This window comes from Paenibacillus sp. S-38, from assembly GCF_049942825.1.
GTDB lineage: Bacteria > Bacillota > Bacilli > Paenibacillales > NBRC-103111 > Paenibacillus_G.
Genome location: NZ_CP187970.1, coordinates 4,106,341 through 4,123,559, shown reverse-complemented (window position 1 = coordinate 4,123,559; position 17,219 = coordinate 4,106,341). Strand labels below are relative to the sequence as shown.

The following is a 17,219-nucleotide window of genomic DNA, read 5'->3' as shown; positions in this document are numbered from 1 at the left end:
CCTGAACAAGTATGGAGGAAAGGTGAGCACCAATGACTACGAAGAAAGCTTATGTATTGTCTCCTGCAAGAGAGCTGACGGATACGGAAAAGGAAATGATCTGGAAGAAGCCTTTATCCCATAAGGCAGGTGAGGAAGAGCTGCGGATTTGCCGGGAAATCAAACGCAATTGGCACCGCGGGGAGATGAAAATCGCCAATATCCTCTTGGAGGGCGATGCGGGCTCGGGTAAAACCCAGCTGGCCAAAGCCTTGTCGGCGGAGTTCGGGCTGCCCTATACGAAAGTGACCTGTTTTGCCGATATGGATAAATCCGATATCATCGGCTCTATTCTGCCCGTTATTTCCCAGGAGCGGCTGGAGCAGATGGAGCCCGCGGAGCAGACCGTATTGAAGGCCTTGTATGACAGCGACGGGTTTCAAAGCGCATCGGAGATATTGACGAGCGTGCTGGGGATTCCCCAGGAACAGGCTGCGTTGAAGGTCAAGGAATTATACGCCATGCTAACCCAACAAAAAGAGGAAGAGGTGGTTTCCTATCGATTCTACCCTTCGGAGATCGTCCGAGCCTACCGGCATGGGTATCTGCTGGAGATCCAGGAGCCAACGGTGATCCGCGATGCCGCCGTATTAATGGCGCTGAACTCGGCCTTGGAGCTCGACGGCAGCATCAACCTGCCAACGGAGCTGATACGCCGGCACCCGGATTTCATAGCGGTCATCACGACCAACCGAAGCTATGCGGGGACCCGGCCGTTAAATGAATCGCTGCGCGACAGAGTCCAGCACACCGAGAAGATGGATCTGCCGGCCAAGCCCGTCATGCTGGAGAGAGCGAGGGCCAAAACCGGTTATACCGATGAAGAAGTGCTGGACGTCTTGGCGGATATCATCATCCTCCTGGATAAGACTGCCCGCGCGAATGCGATCAAGGGTGTGGCAGGCATGCGTTCCTTTTTCTACTGGGCGGATGCCGTGGCCGCAGGGGCTTCCATGCATGAATCCCTTTACCATAAAGTCATCTATAAGATCACAACCGACTCGGAGGAAATCAAGATTCTGGAAGAGGTACTAAGAAGCCAAGGCTTGCTGGCTGTCTTAGACCAGACGGAAACGGAACGTAAAAAAAAAAGTACAATAGACGAGATTGAAATCCAAACTTGGGGTACGGTCGACGATTCGGATCCGGACACCGAGAGCGGGGAGCTGGGAATCGCTATAAAGAAGTCTGCGGATAGCGAGGAAAGCACCTCCGAGGCTCCCGATGACTCCACCTATATGGCCGCTTCGGACCAGGGAGAGCAGGGCGCCCCCCTCTATCATCAGGCTAACCCTGAACCCATGCCGGAGGAAACGATACGGCAGGAGCGGGAATTCCGTAAGAAGCTGAACCGGGATGCAAGGGCGGTGGCGGCCGGGTCCGTCCACGGGAAAGTGAAACTCGTCGTTCACCGTCCGGATTATACGCCCGAGTCCCAGCAGGAATATGCTCGTGTAAGCAAGGAGCTCATGCCTGTCGTACGGGAAATCGCCAGAAAGGCACTCCCGCTTCTCGAGCATGAGATTTCTTCCGACTTCGCACGGAATCAGTATTATGGGACCCAATTTTTGGCGGAACGCACCGCCTATCAAGACTTCCGCTATTTTGCCAAAAAACGCCCTCCCTCCGAGAAGCCTGCCTTGGTGGTAGGTCTCCGGGTGGATGAATCCGCGTCCATGTCTGCCTTTGGGCGATTGGAAGCGGCCAAGCGGGCTGTGACCGCTGTGTATGAATTTTGTCAGCTGTGCCATATTCCCATCCTGATCTACGGAGATACGGCCGACGTCTCCAAGCTGGAGCAAATGTCCATGTATGCTTATACCGACTTTGAGCGATGGGATGGCAATGACCGCTTCCGTCTTATGGAGATTCGGGCCCGAAGCAATAACCGCGATGGCATGGCTCTCCGCATTATGGCGGAACGGTTAGCATCCGCCGCGCAGCAATCCAAATTACTGATCAGCCTCAGTGACGGGCAGCCCAAAGCCATGGATGATTATACCGGCGGCTATGCCATTCAAGACATGCAGATGACCATCGCCGAATATGAGCGAAAGGGTGTCCGTTTTCTTGCAGCCGCCATCGGCCAGGACAAGGATGTGATTCACCGGATCTACGGGAGCGAGAGGTATGTGGATATCTCCAATCTGAGCGACCTGCCGGCGCAGCTGGTTCGGATGGTTGCCCGGTATCTGTGACGCTGCGTGAATTCGGAATCATACGAATGAAAAAGACCGTGCCCTTGCCCTTGGGCACGGTCTTCATTTTAAGGGCTTAGTCTCTTAAAAACTCAATCAGCGCTGCATTGAACTCTTCCGGATGTGTCGCATTCAGTCCGTGCGGGCCGCCCTTGATCACGACAAGCCGGCTGCCTGGAATCAGGTCATGCGCTCTTTGGCCGCTGACCTCGACCGGGACGATGGCATCGGAATCCCCGTGAATGACCAGTGTCGGAATATTGAACTTCGCTGCGTCCTGCCGGAAGTCGGTACGGCCAAAGGCATCGATGCAGTCCAAGGTTCCTTTGGGCGATGCGAAAGACGCGATCTCCAGGTTGTAGTGACGGAACGGTTCGCTCACCAAATCGGTCCGGCCGCCGGCAGCAAAAAAGTTTTTGGTGAACGATTCGAGGAAGGCGATCCGGTCTGCTTTGATACCGGCTTGAAACGATTGAATGGCCGCTTCATCAAGCCCGCCTTCCGGATGCTCATCCGACTTATAGAAATAGGGGACAACCGATGCGGCGAACACCGCTTTCTTCACCCGTTCGCTGCCGTAAGTGCCTACATACCGGGCCACTTCGCCTCCGCCCATCGAGAACCCGACCAAGGTCACATCGCGAAGGTCCAGGTGCTCGATGAGCCGATGAAGATCGGCCGCGAAGGTATCGTAGTCATAACCGTTCCATGGCTGGGACGACTTGCCAAAGCCCCTGCGGTCATAAGTAATAACACGATAACCGGCTTCGACCAAAGCCGGAACCTGAGCCTCCCAGGAGCGTCCGCTCAGCGGCCAGCCATGAATGAGCACGACCGGCTTCCCTGTACCCTGATCCTCGTAATAGATTTCTACTGGAACTGCATTTTCTTCTGCCACCGTTATGTAAGCCATATTCAATCTCTCCTCTCCAAAAGCAGCGCTTTGAACCAATTTTATCTTTTTATACCAAATGATATCAACCCCCATATTTCTATAGTTGGCATTCATATCTTCTATAGGTGAGCCGGCATGCCGCCAATCCTGGAAGAAGAATGCTTCTGCTGTGCATCAGAGCGAAACTATACACCGGCGCTGTTTTTTGATATAAAGCAAAGAGGAGACGCCGCTGCCTGCAGATTTCTTACGACAGCGAACGGCGGTTTCCTTCTCCATATGTTTCAATCCTGATCCTACCCGGGAGGGATGAGATTCGAATGTCCATTGAAATCAAAAACATCCTAGCCAAAACCATTCTAAGTGAAGCCACGGGTTACCTGGATATCGGATTCACCCATTCTCTGAATCCGTACAGCGGCTGCGCCTTTGCCTGCAAGTATTGTTACGTAAGAGAAATGCCGATTCAAAGGTTCAAAGAGCTTCCCTGGGGCGAATGGGTGGACATCAAAACGAATGCCGCTGACAATTACCGGAAAGAAATCATCAAGCTGCGTCAAAAGAATAAACGGGTAAATCTCTTCATGTCCTCAGCGACAGACCCTTATCAACCGCTCGAACGGAAGGCGGAGATTACGCGGCGGATTGTGGAGGCGATGATTGAGCATCCGCCTGATCTCCTTCAGATCCAGACAAGAAGTCCGCTCATTACAAGGGATATCGATTTACTCCTCCGATTAAAAGAGAAATGTAATGTCCTCGTATCCATAACGATCGAAACCGACCGGGAGGATATCAAGCGGATGTTTGCTCCGTACGCCCCAGGTATTAAGCTTCGTCTAAACGCACTGCGAGAAATCCATGAAGCCGGGATCAAGGCACAGGCTGCCATTTCTCCGGTGCTGCCGTTTACCCCTGATTTCCCCAAACGATTGGATGGCATCGTGGACCGGATTTGGATCGATACGCTGAATATCGGCGACGGTTCGATGGGCAAACGTTCAGACCGGCTCGGAATGCCAGCTATATTCGAGGCACACGGGCTCTCGGATTGGTACCGAAGGGATATCCATGTCAGAGTTGAGAAGTACTTCAAGAAGACGTTCCCCGAGGAGATGATTCACGTTTCGAAAGATGAAGCGTTCCCGCAGCGCCGCTGACCCTCAAAATCGAATCAATTACATCAAACAGCGGCGTCGAGGGCCATATGTGTCCCCGTTCGCCGCTGTTTTTTGGTTCGTGACTTCAGCGAAGCGGAATCCCTGCACGGCCTTCCGGCACTTAAGCAGGATACACCTATATAATTCCAAATAGTGCCATGCTATGATTTTCGCATGGAGAAGCAGACGGTGGAGAAGAGAATCCCCATAGGACCGCAGTCCCTCCGTCTGCCGGCAAGTACGAGCTCTCTGATGCATATTTGGGGTGCGGTCCTGCAGCATTCTTCCTCATGAGTTACGACCAGACCTTGGCCGGGGCAGGGGAAAGTATCTCCCCGATCCCAGTGGAAGCCGTATGAAAAATTGTGAATGAGATTCGTTGAGAAGCCTTCGTCCCTACTCATGACGAGGGCTGTTCTTCTCATCAGATATATAGTAAGGGAGAGACAACAGCCATGCTGGATCCGGAACTAACCCGAAAGCTTCGGCAGCTTGTCGGAGAGAAATACTACCGCGATGACCCGGAAGCTTTGGTCACCCATTCATACGACGGCACGCCCATGCTCCAAAGCCTGCCGGACGGCGTCATTTATCCGGAACATACCCGGCAGGTAGCGGAGATCCTCAAACTCCTTGCGGCACACCGCATACCGGTCATCACCCGCGGCTCCGGCTCCAATCTATGCGGAGGCACCGTTCCAGTCCAGGGAGGGGTCGTGATGGTGATGCACCGGATGAACCGGATCCTGGATATCGATATGGAGAATCTGACGGCAAAGGTGCAACCGGGCATCATTACCGCCGAGTTTATCGCACATATCGAGTCGCTCGGACTGTTCTATCCGCCGGATCCAAGCTCTATGCGGATCTCCACGATCGGAGGGAACATCGCGGAGTGCTCGGGCGGTCTCAGGGGCTTGAAATACGGTACGACGAAGGATTATGTCATTGGCCTTGAGGCGGTGCTCGCAAACGGCGAGATCCTTCGCACCGGCGGCAAGCTGATGAAGGATGTCGCCGGCTACGACCTGACCAAGCTGTTGGTAGGCTCCGAAGGGACGCTCGCCATCATCACGGAGGCCACCTTAAAGCTGATCCCGCCGCCCAAGAGCAAGATGACCATGACCGCCATGTACATGGATCTCTATGGAGCGGCAAGGACCGTATCCCGGATCATTGAAGCGAAGATTATTCCTGCGACGCTCGAATTCATGGACAACCCAACCATCCGGGTCGTAGACGATTTCGCCAAGCTGGGTCTTCCGCGGGAGATGGAGGCGATCCTGCTGATCGAGCAGGACGGAGACCCGGAAGCGGTCGAGCGCGACATGGAGCGGATCCGGGAGATCTGCGAGGCAGAGCGGGCGGATCGGATCGAAGTGGCGGAGAGCCGGGCGCATGCGGAGAAGCTGGTAACGGCAAGGCGCAGCGCCTTCACCGCGCTTGCACGGCTGCGTCCGACGACTATTCTGGAGGATGCGACGGTTCCCCGTTCCCAGATTGCCGCTATGGTGCTGCGCATCAATGAAATCGCCCAAAAATACAACGTTTCGATCGCTACCTTCGGACATGCGGGGGACGGCAATCTCCATCCTACGGCTGCCACGGATGCAAGGGATGAGGAGGAAGTCCACCGTGTGGAGCAAGCGTTCCAAGAGATTTTTGAAGCGGCGATCGAGCTGGGAGGAACCATCACCGGTGAGCATGGCGTAGGCATGGTCAAAGCTCCGTATCTGGAATGGAAGGTCGGAAGGGCGGGGATGGACGTCATGCGCGGAATCAAACAAGCATTCGACCCGCACAACCTGCTCAATCCGGGCAAGATGTTCGCAAAAGAGACGAGGAAAAGAGTGGTGATGACCCGTGCCTGATGCATATACCGGGGTGGGGCTCCAGAAGAAGCCGCCGGTAGAGCTAAGCAATCCGCTGGCGAAGGCGCTGCACCTGAAGCTCGACTACGATCAATTAACCAACTGCATGCGCTGCGGATTCTGCCTGCCGGCGTGTCCAACCTTCAAGGAAACCGGCGTGGAGCCGGAGTCCCCGCGGGGAAGAATCGCATTAATGAAGGCGGTAGCCGACGGCATCATGGATCCGGACCAGGCGTTCCAGGATCAAATGAATCACTGTCTGGGCTGCAGGGCATGTGAGCCGGTCTGCCCGGCCGATGTGAAGTACGGGCAATTGATGGAGCAGGCCCGCGATGCGATAGAGGATCATACGAGGCACAGCATTCCCGTGACCGGCCTTCGCCGGCTCTTCTTTAAGGGTATCTTTCCGCATCGAAGACGGCTGAAATGGCTTGGGAGATCGCTCTCCTTCTACCAAAGGTCAGGGCTGCGCACGGTGGCCAGAAGAAGCGGCATGCTGCGCCTGTTTCCGCAGCCTATGCGCGAGATGGAGCAGATCCTGCCGGAGGCGTCCGCTCAAGGCGTGGTCGAGCGGCTCGGAACCCTTTATCCGGCCAAAGGAGAACCGATTGCCCGTGTCGCTTTATTCCGCGGCTGCATCATGGATGTCCTGTTCTCACAGACGAATGTCAACACAGTGAAGCTGCTGTCGGAAGCGGGCTTTGAAGTGTACATCCCGAAGGAACAGGTATGCTGCGGAGCGCTCCATGCCCACAGCGGAGAAATGGAACAGGCACGGGTATTGGCCCGCAGGAACCTGGATGCTTTCAATGAAGCGGGAATCGAGCATATCGTCTCCAACGCAGGCGGCTGCGGCGCTTTGCTCGTGGAATACGGCCATCTGCTGCAGGAAGACCCCGAGTACCGCGGGCTTGCCGAGTGGTTCGCCTCCCGGGTAATGGACGTCAGCCGGCTGCTGCTCGAGCGCGGCAGAATCCCGGCTTTTGTGGAAACCTGTGCGAGCCCTGCCGAGCCGTTGACGATTACTTACCAGGATTCCTGCCACTTGCGCAACGTGATGAAGAGCCCGGATGCACCTAGACAGCTTATGAGACAGGTAGCCCATGCCCGGTTCGTCGAAATGAAAGAAGCGGACCGCTGCTGCGGATCCGCCGGGATATATAACATGACACAGCCCGAGATGGCCGGGCAGCTTCTGGAGCACAAGATGGAGCATGCGGGCCAAACCGGTGCCCGCTATTTACTCACCAGCAACCCGGGCTGCCTGCTTCAGATGAAGCTGGGAGTAAGGAAGCATGGCGCGGGCGGTCACATGGAAGTCCAACACGTGGTGGATTTCTTGTACGAAAGAATAGGGAAGCCCGATGGTCCGGTTCCACTGAAGGAATAACCCGGTTCACCGGTTCACCCGATAGTTCCATGAATTCAAGGGAGCTCGTTACAAGAGCGGCCCTTTTTTGTTTCGTTTAGATGGAAATGTCCATTTACAAACCGACGGTCGGTATATATAATGTGTATAACGAATCAAGTTGGCCTACGTCATTAGAAGGAACCACTTCGGAGGGATTGTTTTGAAACAAGAGGAACGCAGACAGCAAACCATCAGACTGCTGCTGGATACGACGAAAGAGTTAGTACAGGAAAAAGGCTGCCAATCCATTACGATGAAGGACATCATGGAGCGGTCAGGCTTGTCAAAGGGAGCTATTTTTCACTATGTGAAGACTAAGGACGAAATCTTTGTCCGGCTGCTCCAGGAGCGGCTTGAAGAGACGCACGAACGTTTTATGAACGAAGTGGAGCAGGGCAGGCTAACCTTCGAAGAGCCCATGCAGAAGGTCTCCGAGAGTATTTCAGCTTACGAAGATGCCCAAGATGCCACGAACAAAGTGCTGATGTATTTGCTGGGAAAAGAAGAACAGCCGATCATCGCAGAGGCGCTGAAGCAGTACTATGAGCGCTCCGTGTTCTTATCTCGGTTATGGATCCAAACCGGCCAGCGTCACGGCGTGATTCCCCAATCGGTCGATGCGGACAAAACAGCCGATATGTTTGTTCTTCTGACCTTCGGCTTGCGTGTCCGCTCCTCTATTCCCTCTACCGTGTCTGCCTTCAAGGCGAACGATTTCACATCGTTTATCATCGATATATTGAAGTCCCGATAAGGCCAATGCACACGGGTTCTGCCCAACAAAATGAGTAAGGGAGTGTTCGTAATGCTGCCATTTTATGTTCTGCTCTCAGCGTTTCTGCTGTTCAAGGTGCTTGGCCTGATCGGTCTGTCCTATTTCGAAGGATGGCATACCCCGCTTCAAGGAGCGGTGGCAGTCATGTTGATGCTTACGGCCTCCGCTCACTGGGGGAGCAGGCGCCCTGACCTGATCCGTATGGTTCCGCCGGCTTTTCCGAGGCCCGACCGGATCGTGACCCTCACCGGAATCCTGGAGATTGCCGGAGCTGCAGGCATCCTGTTCCCCGCTGCCTCCAAAGCAGCTTCTATAGGCTTGGCCATTCTGTTGGTCGCGATGTTCCCGGCTAACGTCCGGGCGGCCCGGGAACAATTAACGATCGGAGGAAGACCCGTACCCAAACTTATGCTCCGCATAGTGCTGCAGCTCATCTTTGTTGCGGCGGTTCTTTTGGCGGGGTAAGCTGAACCAACACCTGTTTGTCCGATGGAAACGTCAACCGAGAACGGCGGCTGTGGCCGCTTTTTTTTATTTTGCACTCATCCGGGGTTGACCTGGAGTCGGCTCCATCCTCTAGAATAAACCTATCCGGAACCGGAAGGGGGAGCATCAGATGTATTCGATCGGGCAGGCGGCGGAGCTGGCAGGTTTCAGCATTGATACACTCCGATATTATGAGAAAATCGGTTTGACGAAGCCGCCTAGGAGAGGGCCGGGCGGCCTGAGGCTGTATAGTGAGGACGACGTTCGGCTGCTGTCTTCCCTGCACTGTCTTAAGAAGACGGGGTTGTCGCTTGAAGAAATGAAGGCGTTCCTGCAGGAGGGACGATGCTTCGCGGATCCTCCGATCCCACTCAGCGGCGAAGACAGGGAGGCTATCGAAAGCCGAACGAACATTCTTTCAGAGCATCTGACCCGAATGGAAGCGCAGTACGCAGCACTGGCAAGCGTCATCGGGCAGACGAGAGAGAAGCTGGATTTCTACCATAGGCTGTTGGAGAAGGAGGCCGCGAACAAATGAAGATCGCTTCGATTGGTTCAGGGCATATGGGGGCAGCCTTGGGGAAAAGATGGGCGGCTCTCGGGCATGACGTGATGTTCGGCTCAAGGGATCCGCATAGCGAGAGGATAAAGCTCCTGCTGGAGGAGACGGGCTCTAATGCGCAGGCCGGCACGATTAGCGAAGCGGCGTCGTTCGGCGAAGTCATCCTGCTGGCCGTGCTGCCCGATGCGGTCGAGCAGGTCCTGGCCGAGGCAGGGGATCTGGATGGAAAGATCCTCATCAACTGCACGAACCGGTACGACGGCAGGTCGGCGGATGAGGAGGTCCGGCGTCTGGCCCAGAATGCGCGCGTGGTCCGCGCTTTTCACACGCTGCCTTGGGAGGTGCTGGCGAATCCGCAGTATGAACAGGGCACTGCGACTGCGTTCCTGAGCGGGGATGATCCCGCGGCCGCAGCAGTTGTTGCCAGGCTGATCACCGAGATCGGGCTCGATCCGGTGGATGTCGGCGGTCCGGACCGTATGGCGAAGGTCGAGACGGCGATCGGGACCCTTTGGGGCGTACTTGCCCCAAGGTTCGGGCGGGAATACAGCCTCAGCGTGCTCAGGCGTCAGGAGCCTGAAGCTGATGCCATCCGGTGAACGGGGATGTCTGACCCATCCTTGCACGTAAGGCAGCCGCGGAAGAGCGGCTGCCTTTTCTATGCTCCGTGACAGCCGCCTTGCGTAAGCAATGGGCTGAAGCATTCCCCGCCCGACGAATCAAATCAAGAAAAATTTAGGAAATCCTTCCTTCATGAGGGCGTTCTTGTATGATAGCATGGTAGAAGTCATCAGCATCGGGCTGACTGACGTAATTACGATTGGAGCTCATTCTCAAAGATCGTGGTGAAACCGATGGAGCGTACGTATAAAGAACTGGATGCGGTAATCGCGAAGATGCAGGCGGTATTAGAGGAAAAGCGGCAGCAAAATCCCGATTTTTACGCCAAATATCCCATGGGGCTGCTGACAGAGGCAGAGGAGCAGGCGATCCGCTCCGTCACCGACACTTGGAGCCTGCCTGAGGAATACTTGTATTTTTTGAAGCATTATGTCCCCGAATCGGTGGCCTGGAGTAACGACGAATACCTCTGTATACATATTTACGAGGCCAAGGATATCTTGTCAGGTCAATCGGGGTACAATTACAATCCGGTTACGGATGAAGTTCTTACGGACTGGCCGAGTGACTATCTCGTCATTGCTTCTGATGAAGGCGATCCTTACTGTATCGATCTGTCCAGAGGGGATACCGTTATTTATACAGCGAGGCACGGAGCGGGATCCTGGGATTTTTCCGCTGCGTACGACAATCTCGTGGAGTTTCTTCACAGTGTCTTACGGCCGGGCAGCTCCGAGGAGGGGGAGAACGATGAGAGCGAACAGTATAACTACTACAACGTTGTAATTACCGGGCCGGGCATGGACAAGATCAAAACCTTGGTGTTCATCAAAAAAATCTTCTCATGCGATTTTGCACAAGCGAAAACCTATTTAGAGGAGGTTCCCCTGATCGTGTATAAGGGCATTGAACCAGGAGCCTCTAAGATAGAGGACCAGCTGAAGAGCATCGGAGCCCACTATGAATTGCACCAAATCAGTCTCGATGAATTTCTGAGCCAGGAAGTTCGACAATAACGAATCGGGTGGGAGATTATGTACAGCCAAACATCCAAGGGCAGAATCGATATCAAGTCCAATCTGTCAGAAGCAGAAGTACAGGAGCTGGTGACCCTTACCGATCTGGAGGTCATCCAGTTCTCGGAACCCTTAGAACCTTACACATTTCAACTTTTAAACGATCAGTTGTTTGCCAAGCGGGAAGATGTTGAGCTGCGGGTGTACGGCTTTTATGACAAGACCTGCGATTTAAGCTTCCTCTCCGCGCTTCCTCATGTGACTCGGTTTACTGTGGATTGCATACGTGAGGTTGAGCATTTGGATGCCATCCTCCATCTGGGCCAATTGAAAGCACTGCATATTGGTATTTATCATCTGGACAGCTTTGATATCCTGGCTCGGATACCTGCAACGCTGGAGAGTCTGATGCTGGAGCAGACACGCTCCAAGAAACCCGATCTGGCGGTTCTGGAGCGGTTCAGCGGATTGACAACGCTATATATCGAAGGCCATACCAGGAATATCGACGTCATCGGCAAGCTTGCTCACCTGGAGGATGTCACCTTGAGGTCGGTTACAACGAGCCATGTCGAATTCCTGGCCCCATTGAAAAAGTTGTGGTCGCTCGATATCAAACTGGGTGGAATCCATAATTATTCCGCCATCGAAGGGATGGACAGCATCAAGTATTTGGAGCTGTGGCAGATCCGCGGATTGAAGGATCTGTCGTTCATCTCCACTTTAACCGGACTACAATACCTCTTCCTTCAGTCGCTCAGGAACGTAGAAGCATTACCTGCGTTGAACGGACTGACCAAGCTTCGAAAAGTACATCTGGACACCATGAAGGGCTTAAAAGATATAAGCAGCCTCGGTCAGGCGCCCTCCTTAACCGAATTCACGCATTGGTCCGCGATGAATATGAGGATGGAAGATTACATGGCGTTATGGAGTAATCCATCCGTACAGAGAGTCAAGGCCAGCTTTGACAGTGCCAAACGGAATCAAGAGTTTGAGGAATGGGCCCAGCGCTTCGGCAAAACAAGCGAAATACTGTGGAGTGGCGGCGAGTTTCCTTTTGATTCATTTTGAATAGAAACATACAACAGGGTGAGCCGGCAAAGGTGCCGCCGTCACAGAACAGGAAAAGAAGCGCAAAATCAAGATCTATGGATGCATAAAGGAGCAGGGGATGGGTATGGATTACAATCTCGAGACGCTGCTGGACGAAATGAAACAGGAGATTGACAACTGGGTGGCTTTTATTCGTGATAAGAACCCGGAAGAAATCGTGAAGCGAACCACACTGCAGGCGGGCATTCACGGTTCCGCTCTGCTCGAATATGCCGACGGCAGGGTAGACGTGATGGATGGGGATCTTGATTTTACGATCCGGGAACGGAAAGCGGGCCGGGGCGAGTCGTTGACCGAGCAGCAGGTGCGGGAGGGGCTCGTCCCTGAGCTTGCCGCTTATATGCGGGGGCAATTGAATGCGCTGCCGTCCGCATTAATCGATTATCATTTTACTTTCACAGGCAGGTTTCAGGTGCGGGAAGGCGAAATCTACGTTCGTATTCTCGAAGTCGTCGACGAGTTGAAGAAGAAAGGGCTGCTGGAACGTATCTCCCTCTATCTCACGGATAAGCTTGAAGCGGTAACTTATCCGACCGCACCCTTGGAGACGTTTTTCCTCTCCAGGCATCTGCTTGACGAGAGACTGTTTCCGGATGCGGAGCCCGGCCGGATCATAGCTGTCTTCGAGAGAATTCTACAAGTGAATCAAGGGAACAAGCACCTTGCGGAGCATCGCAGTACTTTGACTTCGGCTTTGCGGGATTGGGCGGAGCAGCATTGGCTGCCCCGTTATTTTGATCATATCGGCACCGAGTGGCAGATCGAATATCAGAAAAAAAGCGATGCCTGGCTGGAGCATACCGAGCAGGGTCCAATCGAGCTGGTCCTCTATGCCGCCACGTTGATTCTGAAATACGAGCCATCCTACAGCAGAAGTGCGGGGCTGACGATGTTGAACTGCGCTGTTGAGCTCGGAAGCGCCCGGGCGCAGCGTCTGATGAAGGAAGGCAGCGGTACGTTCGCCAAGGAAGACGTCAGCTTGCGTGACGAACGGGTGGAATGCTCAGCGAACGATGTGTTTGCCGAGGTGTCCATAGCCATGAAGCAGGAAACGGAGGAGAGCTACGCCCGGGTGCTCCGGTTCCTGATCCGCTTGCTGCGCCTGGGCTTCCCAAGAAGCTACCAGATCAAGCTGAATTCCGGCGTCAAGCAGTGGCTGCCGATCAAAGGGCTGGCCAAGTCGGGCACGCACCGCTTCTTTGCGGGCGCCCTGGTGTATCCGAATTTGCATCCGCTGCTGGAGGAGTACGCCCGGGCGGCGATGCAGCCATTCGAATGGTATACGGATACGGAAGGAGAAAAAAACTGCATGCCGGGCAGTTATGCGGTCTTCGGCCTGGGATTGGCGGATAAGGCTTACTTTCCGTTAGTGGAACAATACATGGAGAAGGTTGACAAAGAACACCAGTCCGTTCAGAACGACTTCACGGTCGCGTTGGTAGAACGTCATGGAGTTCACGCGGAGACGATTCCTACGCTGGTGAAGTGCATGCTGTACAGCACGGATTCAATGAAGCTGAAGATCAAAGGGGATCTGGAAGACGAGAGGCATCTTAAGCTGCTGCTCGATCAAGTTCGCGGCCTTGAGGAATATGAGGCGGAGCATCTCGTTTATTTGATCTGGGGCGGAACGGATAAGCTGAAGAAATTATCCGCCAAAGCCGAAGGGGACCGGGGAACTTGGCTCTCCGAGCTGGCGCAGGCCGCCAGCCGCGGCTAAAGAAAGCAATAGAAAAGAAATGGGGCGGGTCCGGGGTATGGTATAGTAAGGAGTGTAAAAGGAGGTAGGATTCGTGAACGAAGTTTATGAACAAGTGAAAGCCCCCAGTCTACTCGGCAGCAGGTTTGTGCAAACGATCCTGTTATCCAACGTCCTGCTGCAAATCGGCATCTGGGTGCGGAATTTTGCCATTCTGCTGTTTGTTGCGGAGAAAACGAACAATGATCCGTATGCGATTTCGCTGATCAGTGTAGCGGAATTCGCGCCGATCTTTGTATTCTCGTTCATCGGAGGAACGTTCGCCGACCGATGGAGACCGAAGCGTACGATGATATGGTGTGATCTGCTGTCCGCCGTATCCGTGTTCGTCGTGCTGCTGGCGATTCATTTCGGTTCCTGGCAATCCGTATATCTGGTTGCGTTCATCTCGGCCATCCTCTCCCAGTTCTCGCAGCCTTCCGGAATGCGGCTGTTTAAGCAGCATGTGCCTGAAGAGCAGCTGCAGCAGGGGATGGCACTGTTCCAGTCCCTGATGGCGATCTTCATGGTGCTGGGACCGATGCTTGGTACCTTCACGTACAGCACATTCGGCCTGGAAACATCCATCGCGGTAATGGGAACGGTATTCCTGCTGTCTGCCCTTGTATTGTTCCGTCTGCCCGCGGATAAGGTGGAGGAGCGGGGAGAGACCGTTCCGGGTCAATTCCGTCAAGAGTTCATCGAGGGTTTCCGTTATGTCTGGCACAGCCGGGTGCTCCGGATGCTTGGACTCGCGTTCATTCTTGCGGGGCTTGCCGTGGGCATTGCTCAAGCCCTCAACCTGTTCGTCGTTACGGAGCGGCTGGGCAGAGAAGAGAAGTTTCTTCAATATCTGCTGATGGTGAACGGAGCGGCCATGTTGATCGGCGGCGGGATCGTTGCCATGTACGCCAAGCGCGTCGCCCCGCAGATGCTCCTCGCTGTAGGTATGATTGTCGGCGCCGTCTGTACGGTGATCGTAGGGTATTCTACGAGCGTGCCCCTTACGCTGGTCGTGCAGTTTGTGAACGGACTCGTCTTCCCATGCATCCACATCGGGATCAGCACCATGATTCTAAAATGGTCCCATACTTCCATAGTCGGCAGGGTGAACGGGGTGCTGAACCCGTTGTTCGTCGGCATGATGGTCGTTTCCATGTCCTGTGCCGGTGCGCTGAAGGATGCCTTCTCCCTGGTTTCCATCTATTCCGGCGCGGGTCTCCTATTCCTTGTCGGTGCCTTGGCCATGCTGCCCATCATGAACCACAAAGCTCCCGAACACATGGAGAGCGTCCCGCAGCCATAGGTACATGCCGGCGCTTCCCAACAGAAGATCATCCCCAGAACTCAGCCCCGTTTGGGGCTGTTTTCGTTTCCCACATATGATAAAATGTCTGTTTTGCAATCTCTCGGCACCGCAGTGTCTTTGTACGCATGCAGCTGTTCTTTAACGTGCTGATCGTCGGCTGTATCTTGACCGTCGGCTTCGTATCGTATTTCACTTCTTCATCCCTGCTCATCAACGACGTCATGGAATCGAACGAGACATATATCGAGCAGGCGAGAGCCAATATTGATAAAGAAATCGAGGCGCTCGACAATGTAACCAAGCAGGTCACTGTACAGCCGCCCCTTCGCCGGGCGCTGTATATGCCGTACAGCAGCGAGGTGTCCAGCATCCTGGTGTTTACCGATGTGATTAAATATTTGAACAGTGTGAAGCTGCACAATCCCCTGATCAAAAGCTTGTGGCTTCAATTTGACCGGTTTCCCGTAGTCGTCAGCAATGAATCGAAATACGACGGCCGGTTTTTCTACTCAAAAGGGACTGGCGAGCGACAAGTCATGGAAATTGACTCGAACACAAATAAAGCCCTTCCGACTTCCCGCTGGGAAACGAAAGGGCTGTTAAGGCTGTTTATGTTACACTCCTTGAGCGATCATCGCCTCAGCGACCCGCACAAATCCCGCAATGTTGGCGCCGATGACCAGATTGCCTGGTACGCCGTATTCTTCCGAAGCTTTCATGCTTTCCCGATAAATATTGTTCATGATCGTTTGCAGTTTAGCATCCACTTCATCCATCGTCCAAGACAATCTTGCGCTGTTTTGGGCCATCTCCAAGGCGGAGACCGACACCCCTCCCGCGTTGGCCGCTTTGGCAGGAGCGAAAAGTACGTTATGCTCCAGGAATATATCAATGGCTTCTAAGGTGGAAGGCATATTCGCCCCTTCTCCAACGGCCTTTACTCCATTACGGACAAGCAGTTCAGCGGAGGCTTTGTCGATCTCGTTCTGTGTGGCGCATGGCAGTGCGATGTCGCACGGAATGGCCCAGATCCCCGCACAGCCTTCCGTATAGACCGCATCCGGGTGTTCCAATACATAATCGCGGCATCTTTTATTTTCTACTTCCTTTAACCGCTTGATGGTAGAAAGGTCGATGCCGTCCTTATGATAAATAAAGCCGCCGGAATCACTGCATGCAACCACTTTGGCACCTAACTGCATCGCTTTCTCCATGGCGTAGATGGAGACGTTTCCTGACCCGGATACGACCACAGTGCTGCCACGGAAGCTCAAATTCTTGTCATTCAACATGTGTTCCACAAAATATACCGCGCCGTATCCGGTTGCCTCTTTACGGCCGAGGCTCCCTCCGTAACCGATCCCTTTGCCGGTTAATACACCTGCTTCGTATGCGCCTGCCAGCTTTTTATACTGCCCGAACATATAGCCGATTTCCTTGGCTCCAACACCAATATCGCCTGCGGGAACGTCAATATCCGGACCGATATATTTTCTCAGCTCCGTCATGAAGCTTTGGCAGAAGCGCATAATCTCGAGATCCGACTTCCCTTTCGGGTCAAAATCCGAACCGCCTTTTCCGCCGCCGATCGGCTGTCCCGTTAACGAATTCTTAAAAATTTGTTCGAAGCCCAAAAATTTGATGATACTGGCGTTCACGGAAGGATGGAATCTCAATCCGCCCTTATAGGGACCGATCGCATTGCTGAATTGAACGCGGTACCCTCGGTTGACTCTTACTTTTCCCTTGTCATCTATCCAAGGAACCCGGAAAGAAATACACCGGTCCGGTTCGACCAACTGATCCAAGATGGCATGCTCGATGTATTTAGGGTTTTTGGCGAGTACAGGAATTAAAGAATGCAGCACTTCTTTAACCGCCTGGTGAAATTCTACTTCATTAGGGTTCTGTCTTGTTACGGTTTCGTATAAATCGTTGACGTAATCTTGCGCAATGCCCTTGTGCGTTTGTTCAATTTTTTCCAGCAATTTCATGAAGTCACTCCCCAAATTGTCGAATCAA

At 53.8% G+C, this 17,219-nt stretch carries 15 protein-coding genes; 12 read left to right on the top strand and 3 right to left on the bottom strand.

All coding sequences use genetic code 11. The features are described 5' to 3' along the window. The first annotated feature begins 32 nt into the window (after window positions 1–32). A complete protein-coding gene (locus ACP26L_RS18705) occupies window positions 33–2,237 on the top strand; it encodes an AAA family ATPase (RefSeq protein ID WP_426445316.1) in 2,205 nt (734 codons plus the stop codon). A gap of 76 nt (window positions 2,238–2,313) precedes the next feature. Here ACP26L_RS18705 and ACP26L_RS18700 read toward each other — a convergent pair whose 3' ends face one another. Beyond that, a complete protein-coding gene (locus tag ACP26L_RS18700) occupies window positions 2,314–3,150 on the bottom strand; it encodes an alpha/beta fold hydrolase (RefSeq protein ID WP_426445314.1) in 837 nt (278 codons plus the stop codon). 302 nt (window positions 3,151–3,452) lie between these two features. On the opposite strand from ACP26L_RS18700, the gene ACP26L_RS18695 reads away from it, so the two are divergent. From ACP26L_RS18695 to ACP26L_RS18645, 11 genes are all read left to right on the top strand, one after another. Beyond that, a complete protein-coding gene (locus ACP26L_RS18695) occupies window positions 3,453–4,292 on the top strand; it encodes an SPL family radical SAM protein (RefSeq protein WP_426445312.1) in 840 nt (279 codons plus the stop codon). A 455-nt stretch (window positions 4,293–4,747) separates the two neighbouring features. After that, window positions 4,748–6,163 carry an FAD-linked oxidase C-terminal domain-containing protein gene (locus tag ACP26L_RS18690; protein ID WP_426445311.1) on the top strand — a complete coding sequence of 472 codons (1,416 nt, stop codon included), beginning with the start codon at window positions 4,748–4,750 and terminating at the stop codon, window positions 6,161–6,163. Continuing rightward, complete coding sequence (locus tag ACP26L_RS18685; protein ID WP_426445310.1) at window positions 6,156–7,553, top strand: (Fe-S)-binding protein; 1,398 nt, start codon at window positions 6,156–6,158, stop codon at window positions 7,551–7,553. Before ACP26L_RS18690 ends, ACP26L_RS18685 begins: the two co-directional genes overlap by 8 nt. 181 nt (window positions 7,554–7,734) lie before the next feature. Then, the gene (locus tag ACP26L_RS18680) at window positions 7,735–8,328 is read left to right on the top strand and encodes a TetR/AcrR family transcriptional regulator (protein WP_426445308.1); all 594 of its coding nucleotides are present in this window, start codon (window positions 7,735–7,737) and stop codon (window positions 8,326–8,328) included. A 51-nt stretch (window positions 8,329–8,379) separates the two neighbouring features. Next, window positions 8,380–8,814 (top strand): DoxX family protein, encoded by a 435-nt coding sequence (locus tag ACP26L_RS18675; RefSeq protein WP_426445307.1) that lies wholly within the window; start codon window positions 8,380–8,382, stop codon window positions 8,812–8,814. 151 nt (window positions 8,815–8,965) lie between these two features. Further along, complete coding sequence (locus tag ACP26L_RS18670; protein ID WP_426445305.1) at window positions 8,966–9,373, top strand: MerR family transcriptional regulator; 408 nt, start codon at window positions 8,966–8,968, stop codon at window positions 9,371–9,373. Next, entirely contained in the window at window positions 9,370–9,996 is a 627-nt protein-coding gene (locus ACP26L_RS18665; RefSeq protein WP_426445303.1) for an NADPH-dependent F420 reductase, read from the top strand. Before ACP26L_RS18670 ends, ACP26L_RS18665 begins: the two co-directional genes overlap by 4 nt. Window positions 9,997–10,239: 243 nt before the next feature. After that, window positions 10,240–11,034, top strand: coding sequence for an SMI1/KNR4 family protein (locus ACP26L_RS18660; protein ID WP_426445302.1), 795 nt, complete (start codon window positions 10,240–10,242; stop codon window positions 11,032–11,034). A gap of 18 nt (window positions 11,035–11,052) precedes the next feature. Further along, window positions 11,053–12,108 carry a hypothetical protein gene (locus tag ACP26L_RS18655; RefSeq protein ID WP_426445300.1) on the top strand — a complete coding sequence of 352 codons (1,056 nt, stop codon included), beginning with the start codon at window positions 11,053–11,055 and terminating at the stop codon, window positions 12,106–12,108. A gap of 106 nt (window positions 12,109–12,214) precedes the next feature. Beyond that, a complete protein-coding gene (locus tag ACP26L_RS18650; RefSeq protein WP_426445298.1) occupies window positions 12,215–13,870 on the top strand; it encodes a DUF6138 family protein in 1,656 nt (551 codons plus the stop codon). 73 nt (window positions 13,871–13,943) lie between these two features. Further along, window positions 13,944–15,194: an MFS transporter gene (locus tag ACP26L_RS18645; protein WP_426445297.1), complete on the top strand. Its 1,251-nt coding sequence runs from the start codon at window positions 13,944–13,946 to the stop codon at window positions 15,192–15,194. A 200-nt stretch (window positions 15,195–15,394) separates the two neighbouring features. Here the strand turns inward: ACP26L_RS18645 and ACP26L_RS18640 are convergent, their stop codons facing one another. Further along, window positions 15,395–15,646, bottom strand: a complete 252-nt coding sequence (locus ACP26L_RS18640) for a hypothetical protein (protein ID WP_426445295.1) — start codon at window positions 15,644–15,646, stop codon at window positions 15,395–15,397. A 165-nt stretch (window positions 15,647–15,811) separates the two neighbouring features. Beyond that, a complete protein-coding gene (gdhA, locus tag ACP26L_RS18635) occupies window positions 15,812–17,191 on the bottom strand; it encodes an NADP-specific glutamate dehydrogenase (RefSeq protein WP_426445293.1) in 1,380 nt (459 codons plus the stop codon). Window positions 17,192–17,219: the final 28 nt, after the last annotated feature.